The organism is Saccharothrix tamanrassetensis (assembly GCF_014203665.1).
Taxonomy (GTDB): domain Bacteria; phylum Actinomycetota; class Actinomycetes; order Mycobacteriales; family Pseudonocardiaceae; genus Actinosynnema; species Actinosynnema tamanrassetense.
The window spans coordinates 193,836-219,859 of sequence record NZ_JACHJN010000009.1 but is presented as its reverse complement, the minus strand read 5'-3'; the positions used below and the strand labels follow the sequence as shown (position 1 = coordinate 219,859).

Here is a 26,024-nt window from a genome sequence, read left to right as displayed (position 1 = left end):
TACGCCGTTCGGGTGCCGCTCGCGCGCTTCAGCGGTGCTCCGGAGGTCGGCAGTGTGGGGCATGGTCAGTGCTCGACTTGGGCAGCGCTCGGCTCGGACGGTGCTCGGGCTTGGGCAGCGCTCGAGTTTGGACGATGCTCGGCTTGGCCGGCGCTCGGGCTTGAGCAGCGCTCGGGAGTCGGCAGTGCTCGACTTGGGCAGCGCTCGGCTCGGACGATGCTCGGGAGTGGGCGGTGCTCGGGAGTAGGCGGTGCTCGGGAGTGGGCGGTGCTCGCGAGGTCGGCAGCGCCCCCGCGAGACAGGTGCCGCTCGCGAAATCGACGAAGCTTGCGCGGTTCGAGGCGATCGGGTGCGATTCGGGCGTTCCCGGTGTCCCGCGCCGAGCAATCACGCGCCCCGCGCTGAGCAGCCCCCGGTTTCAATCCTTCCAGGTGGGTACGACAGGAAGCGGCGCTGACCGGGCCCGACATCAGCCGGATGGACCATTCGGCTCAAGTCCGGTTCCAGGTCAGTGCGGTCGGGGCAGCACAGCGGCCACCCGGTGAGCGGGCGGCTGCTCCATCGCGTCAGGATGGACGTATGAGCGAGGCAGCGGAGAACAAGCGACACGTTGTCGTGGTCGGGCCGGACGGGACGCCGGTGGGCGCCGCCCGCGTACCCGCCGGTGACGAGGCGAACGGGCCGGACGTCACCGACCTGGTCGAGCAGCCGGCCAAGGTGATGCGCATCGGCACGATGATCAAGCAGTTGTTGGAGGAGGTCCGGGCCGCTCCACTGGACGAGGCGAGCCGGAACCGGCTCAAGGAGATCCACAAGCGGTCCATCGACGAGCTGGAGGACGGGCTCGCCCCCGAGCTCCGGGACGAGCTGGAGCGGCTCTCGCTGCCCTTCACCGAGGAGGGCACGCCGTCGGACGCGGAGCTGCGCATCGCGCAGGCCCAGCTGGTCGGCTGGCTGGAGGGCCTGTTCCACGGCATCCAGACCGCCCTGTTCGCCCAGCAGATGGCCGCCCGCGTCCAGCTGGAGCAGATGCGCGGCCGGGCGCTGCCCGCCGGTTCCTCGGGTGAGTCCACCGACCACCCCCCGCTGCGCGGCGGGCAGTACCTCTAGAGAACACCTGCAGAAAACGCGGCGATCGGATAACGGCCTCTGGACAGCGGACGGCCGTTGCCCGACCGTGTTGTCCGCGTCTTCAGCGGTGAAGGTGGAGAGGAGAGCCCACGTGCTCGACCGAGTGCGCCACAGCCGATTGCTCCAGGAGACCCGCGGCAGGCTGCGCGGCAAGGTGATGCGGGCGATCGAGGAAGTCGTCGCGCCCTTACACCAGGCTCACACCGCGCAGCTGGACCAGCTCCGGGGTGAGCTCGCCGAGCTGCGGGAGGAACTGCGCCACCGGTCCGAACGGGTGGCCGAGGACCTCCGGAGGTTCGAGATCCGGGCCCGGCGGGACATCGTGTTCGCCGGGGAACGGGACGCGGCGACGGACAGCGCGCGGTTCGTCCGCGACGCGATGACCTCCGCGCCGCACTTCGACCACCCCCACGCCACCCTCGAACACGCGCTCACCCTGGTCGAGCGGGACGGGCTGGCGCTGGAGTTCGGGGTCTACGCCGGGACCACGCTGAAGATCATCGCGGCGGCCCGGGAGAGCCGGGACGTCTACGGCTTCGACTCGTTCGAGGGCCTGCCGGAGCACTGGCGCAGCGGGTTCCCGGCCGGCATGTTCGGCGTCGACAGCCTGCCGGACGTGCCGGGCGCGGAGCTGGTGGTCGGCTGGTTCGACGAGTCGCTGCCCGGCTTCCTGGACGAGCACCCCGGCCCGGTGACGTTCCTGCACGTGGACTGCGACCTGTACTCGTCCACCAGGACGGTGCTGGACCTGGTCGGGCCCCGGCTGGTGCCGGGCAGCGTCATCGTGTTCGACGAGTACTTCAACTTCCCCGGCTGGCGCGAGCACGAGCACCGCGCCTGGACGGAGTACGTGGAGCGGACCGGAACCGAGTTCCGCTACGAGGGATACACCTACGACCACGAACAGGTGATCGTGAAGGTCACCGGAGTGCCCGAGGGCCCTTCTGCCGAGGTAATCGCACCGTGACAGCCCGGCGGCAGGTGGACCTACCTGTCGCCGGTAGTCTCAATACTCGTGCAACACACGAGTACGGTCGACCGACCAGCCGCTCCCCTGGCACCCGACTCGCGCACATTCGCGCGCGCGTTCGGCGACGTCCGCGACGCGTGGCGGCAACGCGAGCTCTGGGGCCACCTCGGCTGGCAGGACATCAAGCAGCGCTACCGCCGTTCGGTGATCGGTCCGCTGTGGATCACCATCTCCATGGGTACCACAGCGCTGGCCCTCGGTCTGCTGTACTCGCAGCTGCTCGGCCAGGAGCTGAGCACGTTCCTCCCGTACGTCACCGTCGGGTTCATCGTCTGGAACCTCATCCTGGGCGTGGTGACCGAGGGCACCGAGGTGTTCATCGCGAACGAGGGGCTGATCAAGCACCTCCCCGCGCCGGTGACCGTGCACGTGCTGCGCATGGTGTGGCGGCAGGTGCTGTTCTTCGCCCACAACCTCGCGGTCTACGTGGTCGTGCTGATCGTGTTCTTCCCGGCGCTGACCGAGCCCTACAAGATGGAGGGCGACACGGTCACGCACCCCGGCATCACGTGGACGGTGGTGCTCGCCCTCCCCGCGTTCGTGCTGCTCGTGGTGAACGCCGTGTGGGTGGCGCTGCTGTTCGGCATCATCAGCACCCGCTTCCGGGACATCCCGCCGGTCATCCACAGCTTCATCCAGCTGGTGTTCTTCATGACGCCGATCGTGTGGCACGTGGGTGTGCTCAACAAGTTCACCGACGGTGAAGCGAGCTGGAAGATCCTGATCGCCGAGTTCAACCCCATCTTCCACTTCCTGGAGATCGTGCGCGCCCCCCTGCTCGGCCAGCAGCAGGACTGGCACCACTGGGTGGTCGTGGGGGCGTTCACCGTCGTCGGGTGGTCGCTGGCGCTCCTGGCGCTGCGCAACTACCGTGCCCGCGTCTCCTACTGGGTCTGAGTGAGGCCGCAACCAATGGTCAGCATCGACGTCTGGAACGCCTCGGTCGACTTCCCGATCTTCGACGCCAAGTCGAGGTCGCTGAAGAAGCTCGCCCTGGGCAAGGTCGGCGGCAAGATCGGCTCGGAAGGCCGGGTGCCGATCATCGAAGCGCTGCACGACATCAACATCTCGCTGCGGCACGGCGACCGGGTGGGCCTGGTCGGGCACAACGGCGCGGGCAAGTCCACGCTGCTCAGACTGCTCGCCGGCATCTACGAGCCGACCCGGGGCAGCTCCCGCATCCAGGGCAAGGTGGCGCCGATCTTCGACCTCGGCGTCGGCATGGACCCGGAGATCTCCGGCTTCGAGAACATCATGATCCGGGGCCTGTTCCTCGGCATGAGCCGCAAGGAGATGGAGAAGCGGGTCGACGACATCGCCGAGTTCACCGAACTGGGCGACTACCTGTCGATGCCGCTGCGCACCTACTCCACCGGTATGCGGGTGCGGCTCGCGCTGGGCGTGGTGACCTCGATCGACCCGGAGATCCTGCTGCTGGACGAAGGCATCGGCGCGGTCGACGCGGCGTTCCTGGAGAAGGCCCGCGACCGGCTCAACGACCTGGTGGCGCGGTCGGGCATCCTGGTGTTCGCCAACCACTCCGACGACATGCTGGTCGAGCTGTGCAACACGGCCATCTGGATGGACGAGGGCCAGGTCAAGATGCACGGCTCGCTGCGCGAGGTGGTGACGGCCTACAAGGGCCGCGACCCCTACGAGCACCTCAGCCCGGACACGCTGGCCCGGATCGGCCAGTCGCCGGTGCTCAGCGGGAACGGTGGCGAGTAAGCCGTGGACGCGTTGCCGAAGGGGTCCGTGGTGGGGGTCGTGGTGACCCGCCACCGGCGCGAGCTGCTGGCCCAGTCGCTGAAGGTGCTGGCCTCGCAGACCAGGGCGCTGGACCACCTGGTGGTCGTGGACAACGGCCCGGACCAGCCCGTGGACGACCTCGTCGAGCAGTGCCCGATCCCCACGACGTACCTGGCCTCGCACCGCAACCTCGGCGGCGCGGGCGGGTTCGCGCTGGGGATGCTGCACGCCCTGTCGCTGGGCGCGGACTGGCTGTGGCTGGCCGACGACGACGGGCGGCCGGCCGACGAGACCGTGCTGGAGGTGCTGCTGGCCGAGGCGGAGCGGCGGAAGCTGGCCGCCATCTCGCCGGTGGTGTCCAACATCGAGCAGCCGGAGAAGCTGGCGTTCCCGCTGCGCCGGGGCCTGACCTGGAAGCGCCGCACGTCCGACCTGGGCGCGGACTTCCTGCCGGGCATCGCGTCGCTGTTCAACGGGGCGCTGTTCCGGGCGTCCACGGTGGACGTGATCGGCGTGCCGGACTACCGGCTGTTCTTCCGGGGCGACGAGGTGGAGATCCACCGCCGGCTGGTGCGCACCGGGTTGCCGTTCGGCACCTCGCTGAAGGTCGCCTACCTGCACCCGGACGGCTCGGACGAGTTCAAGCCGATGCTCGGCGGCCGGTTCCACGCGCAGGACCCGGAGAACCCGGTCAAGCGGTACTACACCTACCGCAACCGGGGCTACCTGCTGTCCCAGCCGGGGATGCGCAAGCTGGGGCTGCTGGAGTTCTTCCGGTTCGGCCTGTACTTCATCGCGGTGCGCAAGGACCCGAAGGCATTCGTGGAATGGGTCAAGCTGGTGCGGCAGGGGCAGCGGGAGAAGTTCTTCCGCAAGTGACCTGTCCGCTGTGCGCGTAATCGCTGCCGGCGAACCCGTCTTGCCTGGTCAACCCGTTGGCGGTTGGCTGGGCGCATGTCTTCTGAAGCGCGTAAGAACAGCCTCGTCCTGCACCTCGCCGCGAATCCGAACCCGATTTCGGTCCGGGTCGACCGGGAAGTCGTGGAGGACCTCGGGCAACGCCTGGTCCAGGTGGTCCGCAACGGCCACACCCAGTCGATCCGCACCGCCGACGGCAAGGAGTTCGTGGTGAACTTCGCGCACGTCGTGGCCGCGCACTTCGAATAGTGGGCGAAGTCGCGTCGGTGGTTCGAGGCTCATTTCCGCGATCACGCTCTCCGATCGCGGAAATGAGCCTCGAACCACCGACTTCCAGGCGACTTCGCCGACCTGCCGAAGGCAGGTCAATCAGACAGAGTTCTCGAAGACCTTGCGCCACGCCTCCACCGAGGTCAGCTCGGGCAGCGCGTCCCGGTAGACCTTCTTCAGCCGCGGCCACTCCTGGCCCAGCCGGCGGTAGTTGCGCACCGCCCGTGCCATGAGCTGCTTGAACTCCTTCGGGTCGCGCTTGCGGAACGCCACCCCGCTGCCGTCCGCGTTCGAGACGGTCGCCGAGTCCAGGTTGCCCAGCAGGAACCAGCGCGCGTTCGTGGCGGGCACGTTGATCTGCGGCCGGCGCGTGGTGGACTCCTCCGGCGCGCGCAGGTTGTGCACCAGCGCCTTCGCCGCCTCCGCCGCGATCGTCGCCGGGTTCGTCGGCGGCTTCAGCATCGACTCGGCGCGCACCATGTCGAACGTCGGCGGCGGGAACTCGCGGGCCGACGGCAGCACCTGGGCATCCGAGTAGGTCTTGCGCAGCGCCTGGATCTCCGGCAGCGCCGTGCGCAGCGACTCGAACAGCTTGGACGGGCCCGCGAGGAAGTCCTCGATGGCCTTCTGCTGCACGGCCACCGTGGAGTACTCCATCGACAGCAGGTGCCGCAGCGACAGCTTCAGGCCCTGCTTGAGCAGCGTCGAGCGAATGTCGTACGGGCTGTGCAGGGCCGCCAGCACCAGCCGGTTGCGGGTGTGGAAGTAGGCCTGCCAGTCGGTGGCGTCGTTCTTGTCCGTCCACGGCATGTGCCACACCGCCGAGCCGGGCAGCGACACCGTGGGGTAGCCGTTCTCCAGGGCGCGCAGCGAGTACTCGGCGTCGTCCCACTTGATGAACAGCGGCAGCGGGTAGCCGGTGCGCTGCACCACCTCGCGCGGGAACAGGCACATCCACCAGCCGTTGTAGGTGGAGTTGATGCGCAGGTGCAGTTCCTCGGTCTCGCGCAGCGACTCCTCGCCGAAGTCGTGGTCGGTGACCGCGCCCGGCGCGGCCCGCCAGTAGCCAGAGGCCAGGTCCACGACCTCGCCCATGCTGTGCAGCCGGGCGCGGGCCTGGAGGTTGAGCATGTGGCTGCCGACGATGACCGGCTGCGCCGCCGCGCGGGCGAACGCGTTGGAGCGCAGCACCGCGTCCGGCTCCAACCGGATGTCGTCGTCCATCAGCATGATCTGGTCGACGTCGGTGTGCTCGATCGCCTCGTACAGGCCGCGGGTGAAGCCGCCGGAGCCGCCCAGGTTGTCCTGCTCGATCACTTCCAGCTTGTCGCCGAGCAGCCGGACCGCCTCGGCGTAGCCCTCGGTGTCCCGGACCTTGACCGCGCCCTGGTCCGCGACGAACACCTTCTGCACCACGTCCAGCACGACCGGGTCCTCGCCCAGCGCGCGCAGCGCGATCACCGCGTCGACCGGGCGCATGGTGGTCATGCCGATGGCGACCTTCTGCGGCGCGATCACCTGGTCGGTGGTCCAGGCGGCCTCGCCGATCTCCATCGTGTGGTCGTCGGTGAACACGTCGAACCAGATCCAGCCGCCGTCCTCGAACGGCTTCAGGCTCACCCGGAACTCGACGTCCGTCCAGTCCTCCGCCGCCCGGATCGGCCGGCCGTCCAGGTGGATCGGGTCGCCGTTGGGCTTCGAGCGGTACACGTCCAGCCGGCCGGCGCCGCGCACCCGCAGCCGCAGCACGACCTCCTCCACGACCGTCCACCGCTTCCAGTAGGAGGCCGGGAACGCGTTGAAGTAGGAGGCGAACGACACCTTCGCCGACGCCGGTACGGTCACCGAACGGCGGGACGACACGTGCGAGTGCACGTTGTCCGGCTCGTCGAGGTACAGCGGGCGGACGTCCAGCGGGTCCTCGTCGCGGGGCAGGATCACCCGCTGGAGCACCTTGCTCGGGTCGATGCCGCCACTGGAGCTGTGCTCGGTCACGTGCTTTCCTCCGGCGAACCAGCGGAGCGGTTCGAAATCGGGTGTCGGCGGCCACCGCGTCCGAGGTGGCTCCGCCAGGGCCTTGAAGGTGGTACCAGCGACCATACCGCGTCCCCCGTCAGGCGACGCGGTGCCGGCCGCGCGGGGTCAGTCCAGGTTGCCGTCGAGCGGGGTGCCGTCGGTCAGGTGCGGGGCGATCTTGTTGTCGAACGCGGTGAGCGCCGACCCGATCGCCATGTGCATGTCCAGGTACTTGTAGGTGCCCAGGCGCCCGCCGAACAGCACGTTGCGCTCCGCCGCCTCCTGCTTGGCCAGCTCGCGGTAGCGCTCCAGCTTGGCGCGGTCCTCGGCCGTGTTGATCGGGTAGTACGGCTCGTCGTCCTTCTCCGCGGCACGGGAGAACTCGCGGACGATGACCGTCTTGTCGGTCGGGTAGTCGCGCTCCGGGTGGAAGTGCCGGAACTCGTGGATGCGGGTGTAGGGCACGTCCGCGTCGTTGTAGTTCATCACCGAGGTGCCCTGGAAGTCGCCGGTCGGCAGGACCTCGCGCTCGAAGTCCAGCGTGCGCCAGCCCAGCCAGCCCTCGGAGTAGTCGAAGTACCGGTCCACCGGGCCGGTGTAGACGACCGGCGTGCCCTCCGGGATCTCGTCCTTGACGTCGAAGTAGTCGGTGTCCAGCCGGACCTCGATGTTCGGGTGGTCGGCCATCTTCTCCAGCCACGCCGTGTAGCCGTCCTTGGGCAGGCCCTCGTACGTGTCGTTGAAGTACCGGTTGTCGAACGTGTAGCGGACCGGCAGCCGGCTGATGACCGCGGCCGGCAGCTCCTTGGGGTCGGTCTGCCACTGCTTGGCGGTGTAGTCCCGGACGAACGCCTCGTAGAGGGGGCGGCCGATCAGCGAGATGGCCTTCTCCTCCAGGTTCTTCGCGTCCTTGGCGTCGATCTCGGCGGCGTGCTCGGCCACCCAGGCGCGCGCTTCGTCGGGGGTGAGGTAGCGGCCGACGAACTGGGTGATGAGCCCCAGGCCCATCGGGAACTGGTACGCGGTGCCGGCGTGCATGGCGAACACGCGGTGCTGGTAGCCGGTGAACTCGGTGAACTGGTTGACGTAGTCCCAGACCCGCTTGTTCGAGGTGTGGAAGAGGTGCGCGCCGTACCGGTGCACCTCGATCCCGGTCTCCGGTTCGGCCTCGGAATAGGCGTTGCCGCCGATGTGCTCACGGCGTTCGAGCACCAGCACGCGCTTGTCCGACTGGCTGGCGGCACGCTCGGCGACGGTCAGGCCGTAGAAGCCGGAACCGACCACGATCAGGTCATATCCTGCGAAGCTCACGGCGCTTGAGAGTACGGCAGTGACCCGCCGTGACAGTTCCCACCCCACACCGGCGCGGACGGTTCCGGGTTGTCGGTCGGAGCTGTGGTTTCCCCGATCCGGCCGGTTCGGGGAGCGCGGCGTCGAACACGTCCCGGCAGCGCCGGACCAGCTCTCGCGGCATGTCGACCCCGGCCTCCGGCGGACCGGGGAACGGCCTGGGCACGTCCGGATCGCCGCAACCCCGCGCCGGATGTGTGGGCGTCGTCGCGGGCGTCGAGGACGGCGACTACGACCTCTGGAGCCGGTCCTCGGCCGCCGCGAGTCGTTTGTCCAGCTCGTGCCGCGCGTCTTCCAGCTCGCACCGCAGCAGGGCGATCTCCTCCACGGTCGTGCGCACCTCTTCCTCCAGGTGCCCGACCTCGCTGCTCAGCTGCAGCACGACGAACAGCAGCACCACGGCCGCGACCGCGAACAGGAAGTTCGCCGCCAGCTGCACACCGGTCAGCCCGGCCAGCCACGACGGCAGTCCGGGCACCGCGCCGAGCAGCACCACGCCGAGGCCGACGAACAGCCACATGGCGGCGTACTTCTCCCGCAACTTGCGCCGCCGCATCATCTCTACGACGATGACCAGCACCAACACGGCGAGCACGATGCTCAACAACCGCCACTCGGGCATGGTGGCCGACCTCCTAGGCGGCTTCGTGGAAGCCCTGTGCGGGCTTGCGGCGCATCAGGGCCAGCAGCAGCGCCATGGACGCGCGCAGCAGGTAGACGGCGGACTTCACGGGCGACGTGCTCGGCGTGCCCGCCATGCGCATCCGCATGGCCACCGGCACCTGCCGGACCTTCAGGCCCGCGCGGACGGCCATCACCAGGGACTCCAGGGTGTCGCCGAGGTACTCCGCCGGGTAGTGCCGGGCGAACAGCGCCACCGCGCGCGGTCCGGCGGCCTTGAAGCCCGAGGTCACGTCCGTCAGCTTCTGGCCGGACAGCCAGGACAGCACCACGGAGAACACCTTCATCGCCCACCGCCGCGGGCCGCGCGCCTTGTACTCGCCCTTGCCCGCGAACCGCGCGCCGATGACCAGGTCGGCGTCCCCGAGTTCGCGCAGCAGCTCCGGCACCTCGGCCGGGTTGTGCTGGCCGTCGGCGTCGACCTGCACGACGACCTGGTACCCGTGCCGCACCGCGTAGCGGAAGCCGGTGCGCATGGCGCCGCCGACACCGAGGTTCACGGCCAGGCGCGCGACGTGCGCGCCGCACTCCCGCGCCCGCTGGGCGGTCCGGTCGGTGGACCCGTCGTCCACCACCAGGACGCCCACGTCGGGCAGTTCGGCCATCACCTCGGCGACGATCTTGTCGATGTTGTGTTCTTCGTTCAGCGCCGGCATAACGACCAGCACTCGACGCAGGTCGACCGAGTCAGACACGGGGGCAGCCTAACGACTCGGTTCGACGACGCCTCCGGCGCGTTCCCGAAGCACCAGCCACGCCCCGACGGCGAGTCCCGCGGTCGGCGCGACCACCAGTCCGAGCACCGCCCGGACGGTGATCTCCCCCGGCGAGAGCCACAGCACCAGCACGCTCAGCGCGGCCACCAAGGCCCACAGCAGCAGCACCGCGTTGCCCTGCTTGCGCGCCACCAGCACCGCCGCGAGCAGCATCACCGCGCCCAGCACGATGGACGACCACACCAGTCCGGCGACCGCCCACGACCCGACCGAGTACTTCGACCCGAAGATCAGCCGCACCGCCCACGGCCCGAGCAACGCGCCCAGCGCCGCACCCACCGCCGCCACCCCGACCGCCACGGCCGCGCCCTTGGCCAGCAGCGCCCGCAGCCTGCGCCGCCCGTCCGCGTCCGCGGACAGCCGCACCACCGCCGGCACGGCCATCGCCTGCACCGGGGACAGCAGCAGCAACGGCAGCCTGGCCACCGTCAGCGTGAGGAACAGCGCCGACAACGTGTCGCCGTCGGTGGGAGCCTTGAACAGCTTCACGATCGCCGGGTAGCCGGTGAGCACGCTGGCGGTGAGCCCCGCGCTGAGCACCAGGACGAACATCCGCCGGGCGATCACGCCCCACGGCTCGCGACCCGACCGCAGGTCCAGCAGCGACCGGCCGCGCCAGGCGAACACCAGCCAGGCGAACGACCCGGCCGCCACCGCGACGGTCAGCGGCACCAGCCCGTTCAGCCCGGCCAGCACGAACCCGCCCAGCAGCACGGCCCGCACCAGCGCCTCGGCCACCACCAGCCCGCTGTACGGCTTGACCCGGTGGTGCCCCATCAACAGCCCGCGCAGCCCGAACTGGAACGCGAACCCGATGGCGCCGGCGGCGGCCACCGCCGCGATCGCCCCGCCGGACCCGAACAGCCGCGAACCGACCGGCGGCAGCATCACGACCAGGCCCAGCAGCACCACGCCGACCGCGCACACCGCCACGACCTGCACCGCGCCGAACCCGGTCCGCCGGCCCGCCACGTCGGCCAGCGCCGCCTGCCGGGACACCTCCTGCTCGATCGGGGCCATCGCCGACCCCGCCCCGAACACCAGGCCCCAGAACGTCAGGAAGACCTCGGCGTCGGCCGGCGACAGCACCCGCGCGGTGACGATCAGCAGCGGGTACCCCAGGCCGGCCGCGACCAGCGTCGCGATGCCGACCGTGCCCAGGGACCGGCCCGCCACCGGCGCGGCGCTCATCGCCCGCCCGCTCGTCCGCCCACGTGCCCGGGCACCCGGTCACCCACCCGCCGGCGCACGCGCCCGCTCACCTGCCCAGCCGCTTTCGCACCGCCAGCGCCAGACCGCGCAGCACGCCCGCGCCGAAGCACGCGGCGAACAGCGTCAGCAGCTTCACCACGGCCAGCGACTGGTCCTTCGACCCGCCGCTCTTGCGCACCACCGAACCGGCCGCCACCGAACCGGCGGCGGCCAGCGCCAGCGCGGCCTTCGGCTTGCGCAGCAGCAGGATCGTCCCGGCGACGCCGACACCGCCGGCCGCGAACGCCGCGTTGCGCACCGGCCCCGGCGAGTCCAGGTACCCGTCGACGAACGTGCTGCCCCGGAAGTAGGCGTGCTTGACGAACTTCGGCAGCGAGTCGCGGCTGTTGTACTCGGCGGCGAAGCCGGGCGCGATGAAGATCGGCCCCTGCTCGGCGATCCAGCGCAGCATCCGGGTGTCGTCGCTGGCCAGCCGCACGTCGTCGTAGAGCGAGGAGAACGACCCGGCGGCCTCCTCCAGCAGCTCGCGCGGCGCGAGGAACAGCCCGGTGCCCTTGGGGAACGCGTCGAAGTCCTCGGCGGTGAACGACGTCAGGCGCGGGTTCGCCACGTACCGCCGCCACCCCACCGCCACCAGCCCCTGCATGAACGCGCCGTACGGGTTGCCGGTGTTGTCGGTGTTGATGTGCCCGTTCCACACCGTGCGCTCGGGGTGCTCGACCAGCTGGTCGCGCAGGAACACCAGCGAACCGGGCTCCAGGACGACCCGGCTGTCCAGCATCAGCACCAGTTCGCCGGAGGCCTTGGTGATGCCCGCCAGCCGCGCCGCGAACCGGCCGCCGTTCGGCTGCGTCACCACCGTCACGCCGGGCAGCTCGGCGAGCCGCGCCGGGGTGTCGTCGGTGCTGCCGTCGTCCACGACCACGATCTCGGCATCCCACCGCGCGTTCTCCAGCGCGGCGCGCAGCGCGCCGACCGAACGCCCGATCCAGTCGGGTTCGTTGAACACCGGGATGACAACGCTGAGGCTGGGGACATCGCTCCGGCTCGTCACGCCTCACAGTATCCAGCGGCCCGCGGGCCCGGATTCCCGGCCCGGATTCCCTGGCCGGATTCCCCGGGGAGGGGCGGTCAGGGGGCCTTGGCCGCGTCCGGGTCCAGTTCGTACACCGACACCGTGCCGGACCGGAAGCCCAGGCTCAGGCCGGGCAGGCCGTCCAGGTCGGCGAAGCCGGGCGCCAGGGCGTAGTTGGGCTGCCCCACCCAGTCGTTGGGCGAGATCCCGGAACCGATGCCGGGCGCGATGACGTCCACGTACAGCCAGCGCACGTTGAGGTCGCGCAGCATCTTGCGGACCTCCGCGTCCTCCGGGTACCGGTTGAAGCGCTTCAACAGCTCGTACGTGTACGGCGCGCGCTCACTGCCCAGCGACATGGCGTTGACGATCGGGATGCCCTTCTCCACGTACAGGAACGTGGAGCCGTCGTTGGCCGAGTTGAGCACCCGCTCTCCCGGCCGCACCCGGTCCGCGAGCCACGCGATGGCCGCCTCGTCGTCCGGCCCGACCCGGCTGAAGTGCGACTTCGAGTACCGGGTGGTCAGGTACTCGGCCCCCACCTCGGCGTACTTCACACCCGGCCCGAACAGGTACCCCGCGCCCGCGAGGAACGCCAGCGCCAGGGACACCCAGCGGACCCGGGACCGGGTCGCCGGCGCCACCCTGGCCAGCCACAGCGCCACGCCGGACGCCGTGATGGCCACGCCGAGACCGGCCAGCACCGGCACGAACAGCGACAGGTGCGACCAGATCCGCAGGTGGGCGTTGTAGAACAGGCCGGCCAGCGGGGTCTCCGGCCCGGACGTCGGGCTGGTCGCGAACGCGATCTCGATCGACAGCCAGGCGAACCACGCCGTCAGCGCGCCCATGCCGCGCCGCGTCATCAGCACCGCGACCACGCCGAGCAGGGTCATCAGCACCGCGGCGAACTGCGGGTAGCCGGCGCTGTCCGGCACCCAGCCGGAGTACACCAGGCCCAGCGCGTTGCCCACGACCTGGCTGAACGGCTGCGGCGCGATGTCCGCGCCGAACCGGTCCACCGCACCGCCGCCGACGCCGAGGATCTGGAGCAGCAGCGGCAGCCCGATGACGACCGCGAGCCCGCCCGCCGCGGCGAGCTTCGGCAGCTCGCCCAGGACGCGCCGCCACCCGCCGCGGACCAGCGCGTCACCGATCAGCCACGCGACCAGGCTCACCCCGACCGACGCCAGTGAGGTGGGGTGCACCGCGAGGATGCCCAGACAACCGATGGCGAGCGGCACGACCGCGCTCCAGCCCTTGCGGGGCACGCTGAGCAGGGCCGCCAGCACACCGGGCACCAGCACCATCGCGGAGGCGTTGGCGAGGATGCCGCCCTCGTGCATCAGCGAGAAGACCGGCCGGTAGAGGCCCGCGCCGACCAGCGCGGCCACCCCGCCCGCGAGCGTCGCCGACGACGTGCCCAGGCCGCCCCGGCGGGCGGCGACGTAGGCCAGTGCGGCGAGCGAGGCCGCCCAGCCGAAGCCGAGGACGACGATCGTGACGGCGTTCAGCGCCACCACGGTGTCGCCGATGACCGCGCCGGTGACCCCGGCGAGCAGGTGCACGCCGGCCGGGTAGAACGCCACTCCGCTGCCGGTGAGCACGTCGGCCGGCAGCACCTGCCACGGTGCGCCGTTGCCGCTGCGCTGGATGTAGGCGGTCAGCATGTGGTGCACGATCAGGTCGTGCTCCTGGCCGACGGTCGACAGCGTGTCCAGGCCGCCCCACCAGGCGATGCCCGCCAGCACCATGGCGCCGATCGTCAATAACGCGCCCAGCAGCTGCCCGGCCCGCCACGCCACCGGCGTCCGGCGGTGCCGCTCACCCCGGCCCCGGAACCACCGGAACGCGCCCACGGCCAGCAGGACACCGGTCACCACGCCGAGCGTCACCGGGCCGTAGCGCAGCCCCACGACCGCGCACGCCATCGCGGTCAGCGTCGCCACGCCCACCGATGCGGCGGCCGACAACCCGACGAACCAGGGCCCGACCCGCACCCGGAACGCGAACAGCAGTGCCGCACCGGGCAGGACGACCACCAGCAGCGCCACCGCGATGGCGATCGCGTCGCGGCTGATCAAGAGCTCGCCCGGGAGATCGCCCGGGAGATCGCAGTGGGGTTCATCCAGTCCCTCGGCAAAGTCGAGTCGGGATAGCAGCCGTGATGCTATCCCGACCGGAATCGGCCGCCTTTTCCAGATGTGTGCACGACTCGCGGATCAGGTGGGTACCGGGGATCCGACTCGTACGATCAGGTGGAACCGGGGTCCAACTCGTACACCGACACGCTGCCCGCGCGGAACCCGAGGCTGAGGCCGGGCAGGCCGTCCAGGCCGCGCAGCCCGGCAGCGGTGGAGAACACGAAGCCGCCCACCCAGTTCTCCGGTGACGAGCCCGCGCCGATCGTGGGCGCCCTGGTGTCCACGTAGACCCAGCGGACGTTCAGCTCGCGCAGCATCCTGCGCACCTCGGGGTCCGAGGGGTAGCGGTTGAAGTCCCGCAGCAAGCGGTAGGTGTGCGGCGATTTCACGTTGCCCAGCGAACTGGTGTTGACGATCGGGACGCCCTTCTTCACGTACAGGAACGTGGAGCCGTCGTTGGCCGAGTTCAGCACCCGCTCCCCCGGCCGCACCCGGCCCGCCAGCCAGTCGATCGCCTTCTCGTCGTCGGCGTCGACCCGCACGAAGTCCGGCTGCCCGTACCGGCTCGCCAGGTACCGGGTCTCCACCCGCGCGTAGCTCAGCGCCGGCCACAACAGGTAGCCCGCGCCCACCACCGTGGCCAGGGCGACCGCGCCCCACCGCGCCCACGGGCGGACCACCGGGGCGACGTGCGCGGACCACAGCACCACACCCGACGCCGCCAGCACCACGCCGAGGCCCGCGAGGACCGGCGCGAACAACGAGAGGTGCGACCAGACTCGCAGGTGGGCGTGGTAGAAGAACCCGGTGACCACCGCGTCCAGGCCGCGTGCCGGACTGGTCAGGAACGCCACCTCGACCAGCAGCCAGGTGGTCCACGCGGCGAGCACGCCCAGACCGCGCCGGGTCGCCGGCACCACGACGACGCCGAGCAGCGTCAGGGCAGCCGCCGCGAGTTGCGCGTTGCCCTGGTTGCCCTGGATGTAGCCGCTGTAGACGAGCGCGAGCGCGTTGCCCAACGCCGGGCCGAACAGCGCGGGGCCGACGTCCGCGCCCGCGTTGGGCGCTCCGCCCGCCACTCCGAAGACCTGTGCCAGCACCGGCAGACCCGCGACCACGGCCACCGCGCCGGCGACGGCTAATCGGGGCAGCGCGACGACGATCCGCCGTGGACCGCCCTTGGTGAGGGCGTCGCCGACCCACCAGCCGAGCAGGCTCACCCCGATGGACGCGAGCGCGCTGGGGTGGATCGCCAGAGCGCCCATCGCGCCGAGGCCCGCGCCCACCGCCGCGGCCCAACTCCGTTGCAGCGTCAGCAGAGCGGCCAGCACACCGGGGGTCAGCACGAGCGTGGCCGCGTTGGGCAGGATGCCGCCCTCGTGGATCAGCGAGAACACCGGGCGGTAGAGGCCGACGGCCACCACGGCGGCGATGCCGGCCGCGAGCATGGCGGCCGAGGCGTTGAGGCGGGCGCGGCGGGCGGCGACGTGGGCCAGGGCGGCGATCGCGGCGGCCCAGCCGAAACCCAGCACGACGACCGTCACGGCGTTCATGCCGACCACGGTGTCGCCGAGCAGGCCGGAGACCGGGGCCATCAGCAGGTGCAGGCCGGCCGGGTAGAACGCGACGCCCGAGTCGGTCAGGACGTCGGTGGGCATCAGCTGCCACGGCGCTCCGCGGCCGGTGCGCTCGATGTAGGCCGTGACCATGTGGTGGGTGATCATGTCGTGCTCTTGGCCGACGGTGGAGAGCGTGCGCAGGCCCGACCACCACGTGTACCCGCTCATCGCCATCCCGCCGAGGACGAGCAGGAGACCTGCGACCCGCCCGGTTCGCCACGGCGCGGGAGCCCGGTGGGCCGGCGAGTCCCGCGCGCGGCGTAATCGCGGCACCGCGGCCGCCGCCAGCGCGGCGGTCACGACGCCCAGCGGCAGCGGCCCGTACGCCAGGCCGAACGGCGCGCAGGCGACGGCGGTCAGCGTCGCCACGCCCACCGAAGCCGCCGGCGACAGGCCGACCAGCCACACCGGACGGCGGACGCCGAGGGCGAGCAGCAGGGCCGAACCGGGTAGGACGACCGTCAGCAGCGCCACCAGCAGCGCTGCGAGATCGCGGGCGATCACCCGGTCACCAGGACGTGCGAGTGGTCCGGCATCGATTCCTCGGCGACGTGGGCGGTCATCGGCGGATGCGATGCTCGCGCCGATGACCGCCCGCCACAAGGGGCCAGGAATCGCGGTGGCCGGGCCCCGCCGTCAGGGGCTGGTGGAGCCTTCCGGCAGCACCTCGTAGACCACCGCGTCGGCGTTCTGGAACACCCTGCGCAGGTGCTTCACCGAGTCCAGGTCGCGCATACCCGGCGGGCGCTCACCCTTGCGCTGCACCATGCCCTCGCCCACGATCGCGTACCGGATGTTGATCCGGTCGACCAGTTCGCGCACCTTCGGATCGGTGTCCAGGCGGTTGAAGTTGTCCTCCAGCCACCACGCGTCGCTCTTCTCCGGCGGGCCGTAGTAGTTCCAGTTCATCGGCGTCACGCCGGCCAGCGGGTACATCCAGACCGCGCCGTCGCGCACGTCGTTCGCCACGACCTCGCCGGGGCGCACCCGTTCACCGAGCCAGTGGTAGGCCTCGACCTCGGCCTTGCTCACCACGGGGCTGTCGCCCATGTGCCAGGCCAGCCGGCGGGTGTTCGACCCGAGGTAGCCGCCGCTGGCCACACCCAGCACGACCACCACCGCGAGCGCACCGGCGACCGGCAGCGCGACCGGCGCCCACGGACGGTCGAGCCGGGGCCCGACGAACGCGGCGACCCGGGTGCCGACGGTGTTCGCCAACTCGCCGATCGCGAGCGCGCCCAACAACGGGAACAGGGCGGCGATGCGCCAGGCGTCGTTGTAGAACGGCCCGGTCAGCACGGACAGGAACGGCAGCATGTGGGAGGCCGCCGAGACGAACATGGCGGCGAACACCGCGTACGCGCCGACCACCCACAGCACCCGGCGGTGCCACAGCAGGAGCAGCGTGCCGAGGAGCGCCGCGACACCGGTCCACCAGTACGGCACGTCGGACGCCGAGAACAGCGCGGCCTGACGGGCCGTCCCGACCGCCGTGCCCAGCGTCGGCCACGCCGCCCCGGTGATGCCGCCGACGTTCACCAGGGCGGGCAGCACGACCGGCACCACGAACAGGACGCTCACCACGGCGGTGAGGACGATCGGCTTCCAGGACCTCGCCCAGTCCGTCTTCTCCAGCCGCAACAGCAGCGCCAGCGCCAGCACCACGCCGTAGATGGCGATCACGAACGCCAGGCTGGTGTGCAGGCCGACGAGCCCGGCCAGCGCCACCGCGATCGCGACCGGTGCGCCGATGCCGCGTTCGCCGTCCAGCAACGGCCGCAGCAGTGCCAGCGTCGCGGGCACGAGGGCCACCGCCGCCACGAACGGCCACAGCGGACCGCGCCACATCAGGTCGTACGGGAACGCGCCGAACCACGTCGACACCAGCGCCGCCACCGCCACCGCCACCGGCGGCAGCCGCCACGCCAGACCGAACGCCGCGATGCCCAGGGGCCACATCAGCAGCACCATCATCGTGCCGAAGTTCAGCAGCACCGCCATGTCCAGCGCGCCGGTGTCGAACACCGGGGCCAGCAGCGAGTGGTACGTGTTCGGGTAGAAGTAGCCGGCCTTGCCCGGTGTGTTCGCCAGCACGGCCAGGTCGGCGGGCGACAGGTTGCCGTGCTCGGCGATCCAGCGGACGGCGCTGCCGTGGTACGGCGCGTCCCAGTCCTGGCTGACCGCCGTCACGGTCCGGACGCCGCGCAGGTACGTGAACAGGCCCCACGCCATGCCCAGCGCCACGCCGACGCCCACGACCAGGTGGTCGCGCCGGCTCGGCTTCCCGACCCGCTCGTCGGGCACCGGCTCGGGCGCCCGGCGGCCGACCAGCCACACCGCCACCGCCGCCAGGGCGACCAGGAAGGCCGCCCAGAGCAGGGCGGTGAGGACGTTCCAGGTGATCCCGACGCGTGGCAGCACGACCACGGCCAGGGACACCATGCCGAACGTCAACGCGGGGGCGATGGCGGCGAGGGTCCACCCACGAAGCCGCAACGCGAGTCCCAGTGCGAGTCCGGGCACCCAGTAGGCCAGGACGACCAGGGCGATCATCTTCCGTTTCCCTGTGCTTTCTGTCCGTTCGCCTCGGAACGGCTCGTCATCGAGCGGAGGTCGACTGCGCGCGCACGGCGGCGACCGCGCGGTGGGACGGCAGGATGGACGCGCGCTCGGCGTCGGCGTCGACCCGGCCGGCGATCAGGTCCAGGAACCGGTCCAACTGGGTGGCCAGCGGCTCGCGCGCGGTCACCAGCTCGGGGATCTCGATGATCGCCTGCTGGCGGTAGCCGCGGCCGTCCGGCGTCGCCGCGTCCTGGGACACGTGGTGGTAGATGGTGATGTTGCGGGTGAGCAGGTCGACCTCGATCAGCCGGTCCAGCTCGGTGATGGACAGCGTGCGGATCTTGCGCTGGCCGATCCGGCTCGCCGACACCGACGCGATCGCCCCGGACGGGAAGCTCATCAGGGTGTTCACCACGTCCTCGGCGCCCGGCACCGAGTCCGGGTGGAACTGGCCGACGCCCGCCGAGAAGCCGTTCGGCTCCGCGCCGCCCATGCAGCGGATCGCCAGGTCGACGTCGTGCACCAGCAGGTCCCACGCCACGCCGGTGCGGATGCGCGGCGCGTACGGCGAGTGCCGGACCGCGGAGACGTACACCGGCTCGGTGATCAGCTCCAGCGCGGTCATCACGGCCGGGTTGTAGCGCTCCAGCAGGCCGCACATGACCGGCAGCCCGCGCTGCCCGGCCAGCGCCAGCACCTCCTCGGTCTCCGCGAGGTCGGCGCACACCGGCTTCTCCACCAGCAGCGGCTTGCCCTGCTCCAGCACCTCCAGCGCCAGCCGGTGGTGCGTCTCGGTGGCCGAGGCGAGCACCACCGCGTCCACGTCGGACAGGTCGCCGATCTCCGGCGTCCACGCCGCGCCGTAGGTGTCGGCGACACCCTTGCCGACCTCTTCCCGCGGGTCGACGATCCTGGTCAGCTCGCAGCGCTCGTTCTGGCTGGTCACGCGGGCGTGCAGGGATCCCATGGAGCCCACGCCGACGAGGGCGATCCGCGGTGTCATGCGCCCAGCACCTCGCGGACGGCGGAGACCACGGTGTCCAGGTCGGCGTCGGTGAGCTTCGGGTGCACCGGCAGCGACAGCGCCTGCCGGGCTACCTTGCGGGCCACCGGCACCTCGGAGACCACCACGTTCGGGTTGTCCCGGTAGCAGTCGTAGTCGAAGACCGCCCTCGGGTAGTAGATGCCGTTGCCGATGCCCTTCTCGGTGAGCTTCGCGGCGAGCTCGTCGCGGGTCACCGGGGCGTCGTCGGTGACCAGCACCGTGTACTGGTGCCACACGTGGGTGCGGCCGGGCAGCGTCTGCGGCGTCTTCAGGCCCGTGATGTCGGCCAGGCCCTTGTTCAGCGCCTCGGCGTTGCGCTGCCGGGCCTCGGTGATGGTCCCGAGCTGCTCCAGCTGCGGGATGCCGATCGCCGCGTGCACGTCGGTCATCCGGTAGTTGTGGCCCGCCACCTCGTACTGGTAGCGCTGCCGCATCCCCTGGTTGCGCAGCACGCGCAGCCGGTCCGCGAGGGTGTCGTCGGCGGTGGTGATCACGCCGCCCTCGGCGGTGGTGATGTTCTTGGTGGCGTAGAGGGAGAAGCACCCCAGGCCGTAGCTGCCGGAGGGCCGGCCGTCGAACGTCGCGCCGACCGCCTGCGCGGCGTCCTCCACGAGTGCGAGGCCGTGCTGCCCGGCGAGCGGGGCGAGGCGGCCCATGTCGGCCATCTGGCCGTAGAGGTGGACCGGCATGAGGACCTTCGTGCGCGGCGTGACGGCCCGCGCCACCGCGTCCGGGTCGATGTTGAAGTCGTCCTCGGAGATGTCCGCGAACCGGGCCGTGGCGCCGGCCTCCAGGATCGCGTTCAGCGTGGCCACGAAGGTGAACGGCGAGGTCACCACCTCGTCGCCGGGCGCCAGGTCCAGCACCTGGAGGGAGGCGACCAGCGCGGTCGTGCCGTTGTTCACGGCCACCGCGTGCGGCACCCCGGCGACCTTGCCGAACTCTTCCTCGAACCGCTTGACCATGGGGCCCTGAGCGATGGCTCCGGAGCGCAGCACCTGGAGCACCAGCTCCTCGGCCGCCGCGACGTCAACGACAGTGATGGGAATCATTCAGCAGTCTCTCCGCCTTCGAAATGCCCGGCACAACGCCCGACACGGTGCCTTCGGCCTGCATCGCGGGGCACCACGCTACCTCTAGGGACGCGTGGCGCTCGGCGAGGGTTGTCCGAGGTCGGCCACCGGGGCGCGAGGTGCGGCTCACCGACCCGCCGCGACCCGGTGACCTCGCCGCCGGCCGGCGCGCGGCTGTCGGCCCGGCCTCGGAACCGGCGTTCCCGGTCTCAGAACCAGCGTTCGAGGACCATGGCGACGCCGTCCTCGGAGTTGGGCCCGGTCACCTCGTCGGCCGCGGCCAGCGCGTCCGGGTGGCCGTTCGCCATCGCCACGCCGTGCCCGGCCCAGGACAGCATCTCCACGTCGTTGGGCATGTCGCCGAACGCCACGACGTCCGCCGCCGCGACGCCCAGCCGCTGCGCCACGTCCGCCAGCCCGGTGGCCTTGGTCACCCCCGGCGCGGCCAGCTCGACCAGGCCCATGCTGGTGGAGAACGTCACGTCCACCTGGCCCTCCAGCAGCTCGCCGACCGCCAGCGCCATGTCCTCGCTGGTCATCTCGTGGTGCCTGACCAGCAGCTTCACCACCGGCCGGGTCAGCATCCCGGAGCGGTCGCCGTTCGGCTCCGGTCCCTCCGGCCACGGGTGCCGGTAGCTGTCCTCGGCGATGAACTGCGGCACGGTCTCGTCGAACGCCGACGCGCCCGTCCGCTCCACCGCGAACGCCACCCCCGGCAGCACCCGGTCCAGCGCGCCCATGATGTCGCCGAGCAGCACCGGGTCCAGGTTCCGCTGCCAGATCACCCGGTCCTGCCCCAGGTGGTAGAGCACCGCCCCGTTCGCGCACACCGCGTAGCCGTCCAGGTCCGCCGCCTCGGCGATGTCCGGCACCCAGCGCGGCGGCCGGCCGGTGGCCAGCACGAACGGCACCCCGGCCGCCACCACCCGCCCGATCGCGCCGGCGGTGCGCGGGCTCACCCCGTGCAGCGGCGTGAGCAGGGTTCCGTCGACGTCCGAGGCCACCAGTCCAGGTCTTTCCACAGCACAGATGATGCCTGGTCCCGCCGTCGGCCGGAGACCAACACCTGGTTACGGTACGTCCGTGCGCACCGGCATCGTCATCCTTCCCGAGCACCGCTGGTGGTTCGCCGAGCCGAAGTGGCGAGCGGCCGAGGAGTACGGCTTCCACCACGCGTGGACCTACGACCACCTGGGCTGGCGCACCCTGGTGGACGGTCCGTGGTTCAGCGCGGTGCCCACCTTGACCGCCGCCGCGATGGTCACCGAGCGCATCCGGCTCGGCACGTTCGTGGCAAGCCCGAACTTCCGCCACCCGGTGCCGTTCGCCCGCGAGCTGCTGACCCTGGACGACGTCTCCGACGGCCGTTTCACGCTCGGCGTGGGCGCGGGCGGCGAAGGCTACGACACGGAGGTGCTCGGCGAGCCGCCGCGCACCCCGGCGGAGCGCACCCAGCGGTTCGGCGAGTTCGTGGAGCTGCTGGACGAACTGCTGCGCAAGGACAAGACCACCTGGCACGGCAAGCACTTCTCCGCCGTCGAAGCCCGCAGCGCCCCCGGTGCCGTGCAGCGCCCGCGGATGCCGTTCCTGGTCGCGGCCAACGGCCCCAAGGCGATGAAGATCGCCGCCGCGCACGGCCAGGGCTGGGTCACCACCGGCCCCCGGACCGACGACTTCGACGCCTGGTGGCACGGCGTCGCGGAGCTGTCGAAGAGGTTCACCGAGGCGCAGCACGGCGCGGGCCGCCGCGTCGACCGCTACCTGAACCTCGACTCGGCCCCGGTGTACTCGCTGACCAGCGTCGAGACGTTCCAGGACGCCGTGGGCCGGGCCGAGGAGCTCGGCTTCACCGACGTGATCGTGCACTGGCCGCGCCACGACGGCGTCTACGCCGGGCGCGAGACCGTGCTGGAGGAGATCGCCGCCGAAGTGCTGCCCGCGCTGGGCTGACGGCCGCGTAGATTCACGCCCCGTGCGGCACATCGTGGTCATCGGCGGCGGAATCGTGGGTCTGGCGGTGGCGAACGAACTCGCCGCCCGCGGCGACCGGGTGACGGTCCTGGAGAAGGAAGGCCGCTGGGGCGCCCACCAGACCGGCCACAACAGCAACGTGGTGCACGCCGGCCTGTACTACAAGCCGGGTTCGCTGAAGGCGCGGATGTCCGTGGCGGGCAACCGGTCCATGGTCGAGTTCGCCCGGCGGCACGACGTCCCGGTGGAGGTCTGCGGCAAGCTCGTGGTCGCCACGTCGCCCGACGAACTGCCCCGGCTGCACGCGCTGGCCGAACGCGCCGAGGCCAACGGCGTGCCGGCCGAGCTCATCTCCGCGGCGGAGGCGCTCGACCACGAACCCGAGGTCGCCTGCGTCCGGGCGCTGCGCGTCGACAGCACCGGCATCATCGACTTCCCGGCGGTCTGCGCGGCCCTGGTCCGCAACCTCCGCGAGCACGACCTGCGCCTGGACACCCCCGCACTGGCCATCCGCACCCGCGGCGCCAAGGTCGAGGTCGCCACCCCGCAGGGCGTCGTCCGCGCCGACGTCCTGGTCAACTGCGCGGGCCTGCACAGCGACCGGGTCGCCGAACTGGCCGGCCTGACGCCGTCCGCCCGCATCGTCCCGTTCCGCGGCGAGTACTTCGAACTGCGCCGCCGCGACCTGGTACGGGGCCTCATCTACCCGGTCCCGGACCCGACGCTGCCGTTCCTCGGCGTGCACCTGACCCGGATGCTCGACGGCAGCGTCCACTGCGGCCCCAACGCCGTCCTGGCGCTGCGCCGCGAGGGCTACCACTGGCGGGACTTCTCGGCCCGCGACGTGCTGGACGTCGCCAGGTTCCCCGGCACCTGGAAACTGGCCCGCAAGTACGCCCGCACCGGCCTGGACGAGGTGCTGCGCTCGTTGTCCCGCAAGCGGTTCGCCGCCAGTCTCGCCCGCCTCGTCCCCGCCGTGCGGGAGCACGACCTGGTCCCCGCCGGAGCGGGCGTGCGGGCCCAGGCGATGCTCCCGGACGGCTCCCTGGTCGACGACTTCCTCGTCGAAACCGCCCCGCGGCAGGTGCACGTGCTCAACGCCCCGTCCCCCGCCGCGACGGGATCACTGGAGATCGCGAAGCACGTGGCCGACCTGACGCGCGAGTAGGGCGGAACGGCCGCCCCGGTATTCTCCCGGCCGTGATCTCCTTCATCCTCGGCACCACCGCGGAACTGATCAAGATCGCCCCGGTTTTCCACGCCATCTCCGACCGGGGCACGAAACCGCAGATCTGGTTCACCGCACAGCACGTCGACCACGTCGCCGAGACGCTGGCCGACCTGCGCCTGCCGGAACCCGCGGTGTGGCTGGTGCCGAAGGAGCAGGCCGTGCACATCGAGCGCCCGGCCCAGGTCCCCGGCTGGGCGGCGACCGTCCTGCGCAACGCCTGGACCCGCCGCACCGAGCTCCGCTCGATCCTCACCGACGACGGCCGCCCACCGCTGGTCATCGTCCACGGCGACACGTTCACCACGCCGTACGGCGCGTTGATCGGCAAGCGGATCCTGAAGTCCCGGGTGGCGCACGTGGAGGCGGGCGCGCGTTCCGGCAGCCTGCTCTCCCCCCTCCCCGAGGAACTGAACCGCAAGCTGGCCGCGAAGATCGTCGACCTCCACTTCGCCCCCACCGCGAAGGAGGTCCACAACCTCCGCAACGCCCGCGGCGCGGTCGTCAACACCGGCGCGAACACCGCCATCGACGCCATGCGCCTGGCCATCGACGCCGACCCGACGTTCCCGCTGCCCGCGGAATTCGGCCTGGCCACCCTGCACCGCTTCGAACTGGTCTCCCGCGCCGACAAGTACCGCGAGGCCCTCGAACTGCTCCGCAAGGCCAGCGAACGAATGCCGATCCTCTACCTGGCCGGCCCGCCGGAACAGGACCGCATCAAGCAGTACGGCCTGGGGGACCTGTTCGACGACGAACGCTTCATCCTCAAGCCGAAACTGCGCTACCTGGCATTCCTGCCCGTCATGGCCCGGGCGAAGTTCGTGGTGACCGACTCCGGCGGCCTGCAGGCCGAGTGCAACTACCTCGGCGTCCCGTGCGCGATCCACCGCGAGCGCACCGAGGACAAGCACGGCCCCGGCACCACCCTCCTGCTGACCGGCATGAACGGCGACAAGCTCCAGCAGTTCCTGGACGACTACGAGTCCTACCGCCTGCCGAACCGGATGGACCGGTTCCACCCCAGCAAGATCGTGGTGGACACCCTCGCCCAACTCGGCTACTGCTGACAGCCCCCCGCCACCGGCCGACGCACACGTCGCCCAGTGTTCTCCCCGTATGGCCTGCCCGCAGGGCAACCACACTTGTCAATGGGGCGCAAGCACGCTTCACCGCTTGCGCCCCATTGACAAGTGTGGTGGTCTTTGACAGGCCATGCGGGGAGAACACGACGCCCTTCGCTTTTCCTCCCCCGGAGGTCTGCCCAGCGGCGAGCGTCGCTTTTAAGCGCTTTTCACCCCGGTAACCACCGTTCCACCACTCTCAGCAATCACATCCAGCAATCACACCCGCTGCCAAAGCGAGGCCGTATTAGGCGGCTCCCACCCGGTCAACGACGTGTGCGCCTGAAGGCACCGATAGTTCGCCCCGCCGTAAGTGACCTGCGTACCAGCCGTGTACGCGACCCCCGGCGCCCAAGCCCCACCCACAGGCGGCGTAGTGGTCGTAGGCCTGGTCGTCGTAGTAGTCGGTGCCGTAGTAGTCGGCTCCGTAGGCGTAGTCGGCGACGTGGTGGTCGTCGGCGCAGTAGTGGTCGTAGGCCCAGGACCACCCGGTCCGACCTGGAGATCCACACACGCGTAGAACGCCATCGCCGTGTCCGCGATGTTCCAGATGGCCAGCACCTTGATCCGGCCGGTGCGGCCACCCAGGCTCACGTCGTGCTTGACGGTCCGACCCGGCTGACGCCCGTGGTCGTTGAACTCGGCGATCTTGCTGCCGCCGACGAAGTACTGCCACGTGGTGGTGGAGTGGTTGGCCTGGATCGCCCAGTTGAACGCGACCTTGTCCCCCACCGACGTGGCGGGCCAGGGCTTGCTGTCGTCGTTGAGCGGCGCCCAGCGGCCGTCGCCGCCGTGGCAGTTCTGCTGCCCCTTCGGACCTTCCACGCTTCCCGGCTCGTAGATGATGTCGCCGCAGTTCGACATGCGGCCGGCGAAGCACACCGCCTGCCGACTCGGCGGTGACGTGATGTAGCCGTGCGCGCTCGCGGTTCCCGCTGACATCACGACGATGAAGGGTGCGATGCCCACACCGGCGAGAACCGCTGCGAGCTTGCGTTTCAGACTCATTGTCCAGCTCCTTCGGAGGAACCCCGAGGGGTTTCCCTGGGC

At 71.0% G+C, this 26,024-nt stretch carries 22 protein-coding genes; 9 read left to right on the top strand and 13 right to left on the bottom strand.

Annotated elements, in window-relative coordinates:
- Positions 1-579 precede the first annotated feature (579 nt).
- The 6 genes from FHS29_RS26990 (at position 580) to FHS29_RS26965 (ending at position 5,077) form a co-directional block, all read left to right on the top strand.
- Positions 580-1,110, top strand: coding sequence for a bacterial proteasome activator family protein (locus tag FHS29_RS26990; RefSeq protein WP_184695247.1), 531 nt, complete (start codon positions 580-582; stop codon positions 1,108-1,110).
- Between the two features lie 112 nt (positions 1,111-1,222).
- Positions 1,223-2,098 carry a class I SAM-dependent methyltransferase gene (locus FHS29_RS26985; RefSeq protein ID WP_312865116.1) on the top strand — a complete coding sequence of 292 codons (876 nt, stop codon included), beginning with the start codon at positions 1,223-1,225 and terminating at the stop codon, positions 2,096-2,098.
- Positions 2,099-2,146: 48 nt separating this feature from the next.
- Entirely contained in the window at positions 2,147-3,058 is a 912-nt protein-coding gene (gene wzm, locus FHS29_RS26980) for a galactan export ABC transporter permease subunit Wzm/RfbD (protein ID WP_184695246.1), read from the top strand.
- Positions 3,059-3,073: 15 nt separating this feature from the next.
- Positions 3,074-3,889: a galactan export ABC transporter ATP-binding subunit Wzt/RfbE gene (gene wzt / locus FHS29_RS26975; RefSeq protein ID WP_184695245.1), complete on the top strand. Its 816-nt coding sequence runs from the start codon at positions 3,074-3,076 to the stop codon at positions 3,887-3,889.
- Between the two features lie 3 nt (positions 3,890-3,892).
- Positions 3,893-4,789, top strand: coding sequence for a galactofuranosyltransferase GlfT1 (gene glfT1 / locus FHS29_RS26970; protein WP_184695244.1), 897 nt, complete (start codon positions 3,893-3,895; stop codon positions 4,787-4,789).
- 75 nt (positions 4,790-4,864) lie between these two features.
- The gene (locus FHS29_RS26965; protein WP_184695242.1) at positions 4,865-5,077 is read left to right on the top strand and encodes a hypothetical protein; all 213 of its coding nucleotides are present in this window, start codon (positions 4,865-4,867) and stop codon (positions 5,075-5,077) included.
- Between the two features lie 120 nt (positions 5,078-5,197).
- Here the strand turns inward: FHS29_RS26965 and FHS29_RS26960 are convergent, their stop codons facing one another.
- The 12 genes from FHS29_RS26960 to FHS29_RS26905 all read right to left on the bottom strand — a co-directional run bounded on the left by FHS29_RS26960 (position 5,198) and on the right by FHS29_RS26905 (position 21,673).
- The gene (locus FHS29_RS26960; protein WP_184695239.1) at positions 5,198-7,093 is read right to left on the bottom strand and encodes a glycosyltransferase; all 1,896 of its coding nucleotides are present in this window, start codon (positions 7,091-7,093) and stop codon (positions 5,198-5,200) included.
- A gap of 147 nt (positions 7,094-7,240) precedes the next feature.
- Positions 7,241-8,425: a UDP-galactopyranose mutase gene (gene glf / locus FHS29_RS26955; protein WP_184695237.1), complete on the bottom strand. Its 1,185-nt coding sequence runs from the start codon at positions 8,423-8,425 to the stop codon at positions 7,241-7,243.
- Positions 8,426-8,693: 268 nt separating this feature from the next.
- A complete protein-coding gene (locus FHS29_RS26950; protein ID WP_184695234.1) occupies positions 8,694-9,086 on the bottom strand; it encodes a DUF2304 domain-containing protein in 393 nt (130 codons plus the stop codon).
- A gap of 13 nt (positions 9,087-9,099) precedes the next feature.
- The gene (locus tag FHS29_RS26945; protein ID WP_184695522.1) at positions 9,100-9,801 is read right to left on the bottom strand and encodes a glycosyltransferase family 2 protein; all 702 of its coding nucleotides are present in this window, start codon (positions 9,799-9,801) and stop codon (positions 9,100-9,102) included.
- Positions 9,802-9,849: 48 nt separating this feature from the next.
- Positions 9,850-11,112: a polysaccharide biosynthesis protein gene (locus tag FHS29_RS26940; protein ID WP_184695232.1), complete on the bottom strand. Its 1,263-nt coding sequence runs from the start codon at positions 11,110-11,112 to the stop codon at positions 9,850-9,852.
- Between the two features lie 67 nt (positions 11,113-11,179).
- Complete coding sequence (locus tag FHS29_RS26935; RefSeq protein WP_184695230.1) at positions 11,180-12,187, bottom strand: glycosyltransferase family 2 protein; 1,008 nt, start codon at positions 12,185-12,187, stop codon at positions 11,180-11,182.
- Between the two features lie 77 nt (positions 12,188-12,264).
- Positions 12,265-14,292, bottom strand: a complete 2,028-nt coding sequence (locus FHS29_RS26930; protein WP_184695228.1) for a DUF6541 family protein — start codon at positions 14,290-14,292, stop codon at positions 12,265-12,267.
- A 170-nt stretch (positions 14,293-14,462) separates the two neighbouring features.
- Positions 14,463-16,475, bottom strand: coding sequence for a DUF6541 family protein (locus FHS29_RS26925; RefSeq protein ID WP_184695226.1), 2,013 nt, complete (start codon positions 16,473-16,475; stop codon positions 14,463-14,465).
- Positions 16,476-16,607: 132 nt separating this feature from the next.
- Positions 16,608-18,524, bottom strand: a complete 1,917-nt coding sequence (locus FHS29_RS26920) for a DUF6541 family protein (RefSeq protein WP_184695224.1) — start codon at positions 18,522-18,524, stop codon at positions 16,608-16,610.
- Between the two features lie 46 nt (positions 18,525-18,570).
- Positions 18,571-19,536, bottom strand: a complete 966-nt coding sequence (locus FHS29_RS26915; RefSeq protein WP_184695222.1) for a Gfo/Idh/MocA family protein — start codon at positions 19,534-19,536, stop codon at positions 18,571-18,573.
- A complete protein-coding gene (locus tag FHS29_RS26910) occupies positions 19,533-20,630 on the bottom strand; it encodes a DegT/DnrJ/EryC1/StrS family aminotransferase (protein WP_184695220.1) in 1,098 nt (365 codons plus the stop codon). Before FHS29_RS26910 ends, FHS29_RS26915 begins: the two co-directional genes overlap by 4 nt.
- A 230-nt stretch (positions 20,631-20,860) precedes the next feature.
- Positions 20,861-21,673 (bottom strand): HAD family hydrolase, encoded by an 813-nt coding sequence (locus FHS29_RS26905; protein ID WP_184695218.1) that lies wholly within the window; start codon positions 21,671-21,673, stop codon positions 20,861-20,863.
- Positions 21,674-21,734: 61 nt separating this feature from the next.
- Here FHS29_RS26905 and FHS29_RS26900 point away from each other — a divergent pair, with 61 nt between their 5' ends.
- From FHS29_RS26900 to FHS29_RS26890, 3 genes are read left to right on the top strand one after another with little or no spacing between them, the layout of a single operon-like run.
- Entirely contained in the window at positions 21,735-22,601 is an 867-nt protein-coding gene (locus FHS29_RS26900; RefSeq protein ID WP_184695216.1) for an LLM class flavin-dependent oxidoreductase, read from the top strand.
- A gap of 22 nt (positions 22,602-22,623) precedes the next feature.
- A complete protein-coding gene (gene lhgD, locus FHS29_RS26895; protein ID WP_184695214.1) occupies positions 22,624-23,790 on the top strand; it encodes an L-2-hydroxyglutarate dehydrogenase in 1,167 nt (388 codons plus the stop codon).
- 32 nt (positions 23,791-23,822) lie between these two features.
- A complete protein-coding gene (locus FHS29_RS26890; protein ID WP_312865115.1) occupies positions 23,823-24,920 on the top strand; it encodes a UDP-N-acetylglucosamine 2-epimerase in 1,098 nt (365 codons plus the stop codon).
- 273 nt (positions 24,921-25,193) lie between these two features.
- Here FHS29_RS26890 and FHS29_RS26885 read toward each other — a convergent pair whose 3' ends face one another.
- Positions 25,194-25,982 carry a lytic polysaccharide monooxygenase gene (locus FHS29_RS26885; RefSeq protein WP_184695211.1) on the bottom strand — a complete coding sequence of 263 codons (789 nt, stop codon included), beginning with the start codon at positions 25,980-25,982 and terminating at the stop codon, positions 25,194-25,196.
- Positions 25,983-26,024 lie beyond the last annotated feature (42 nt).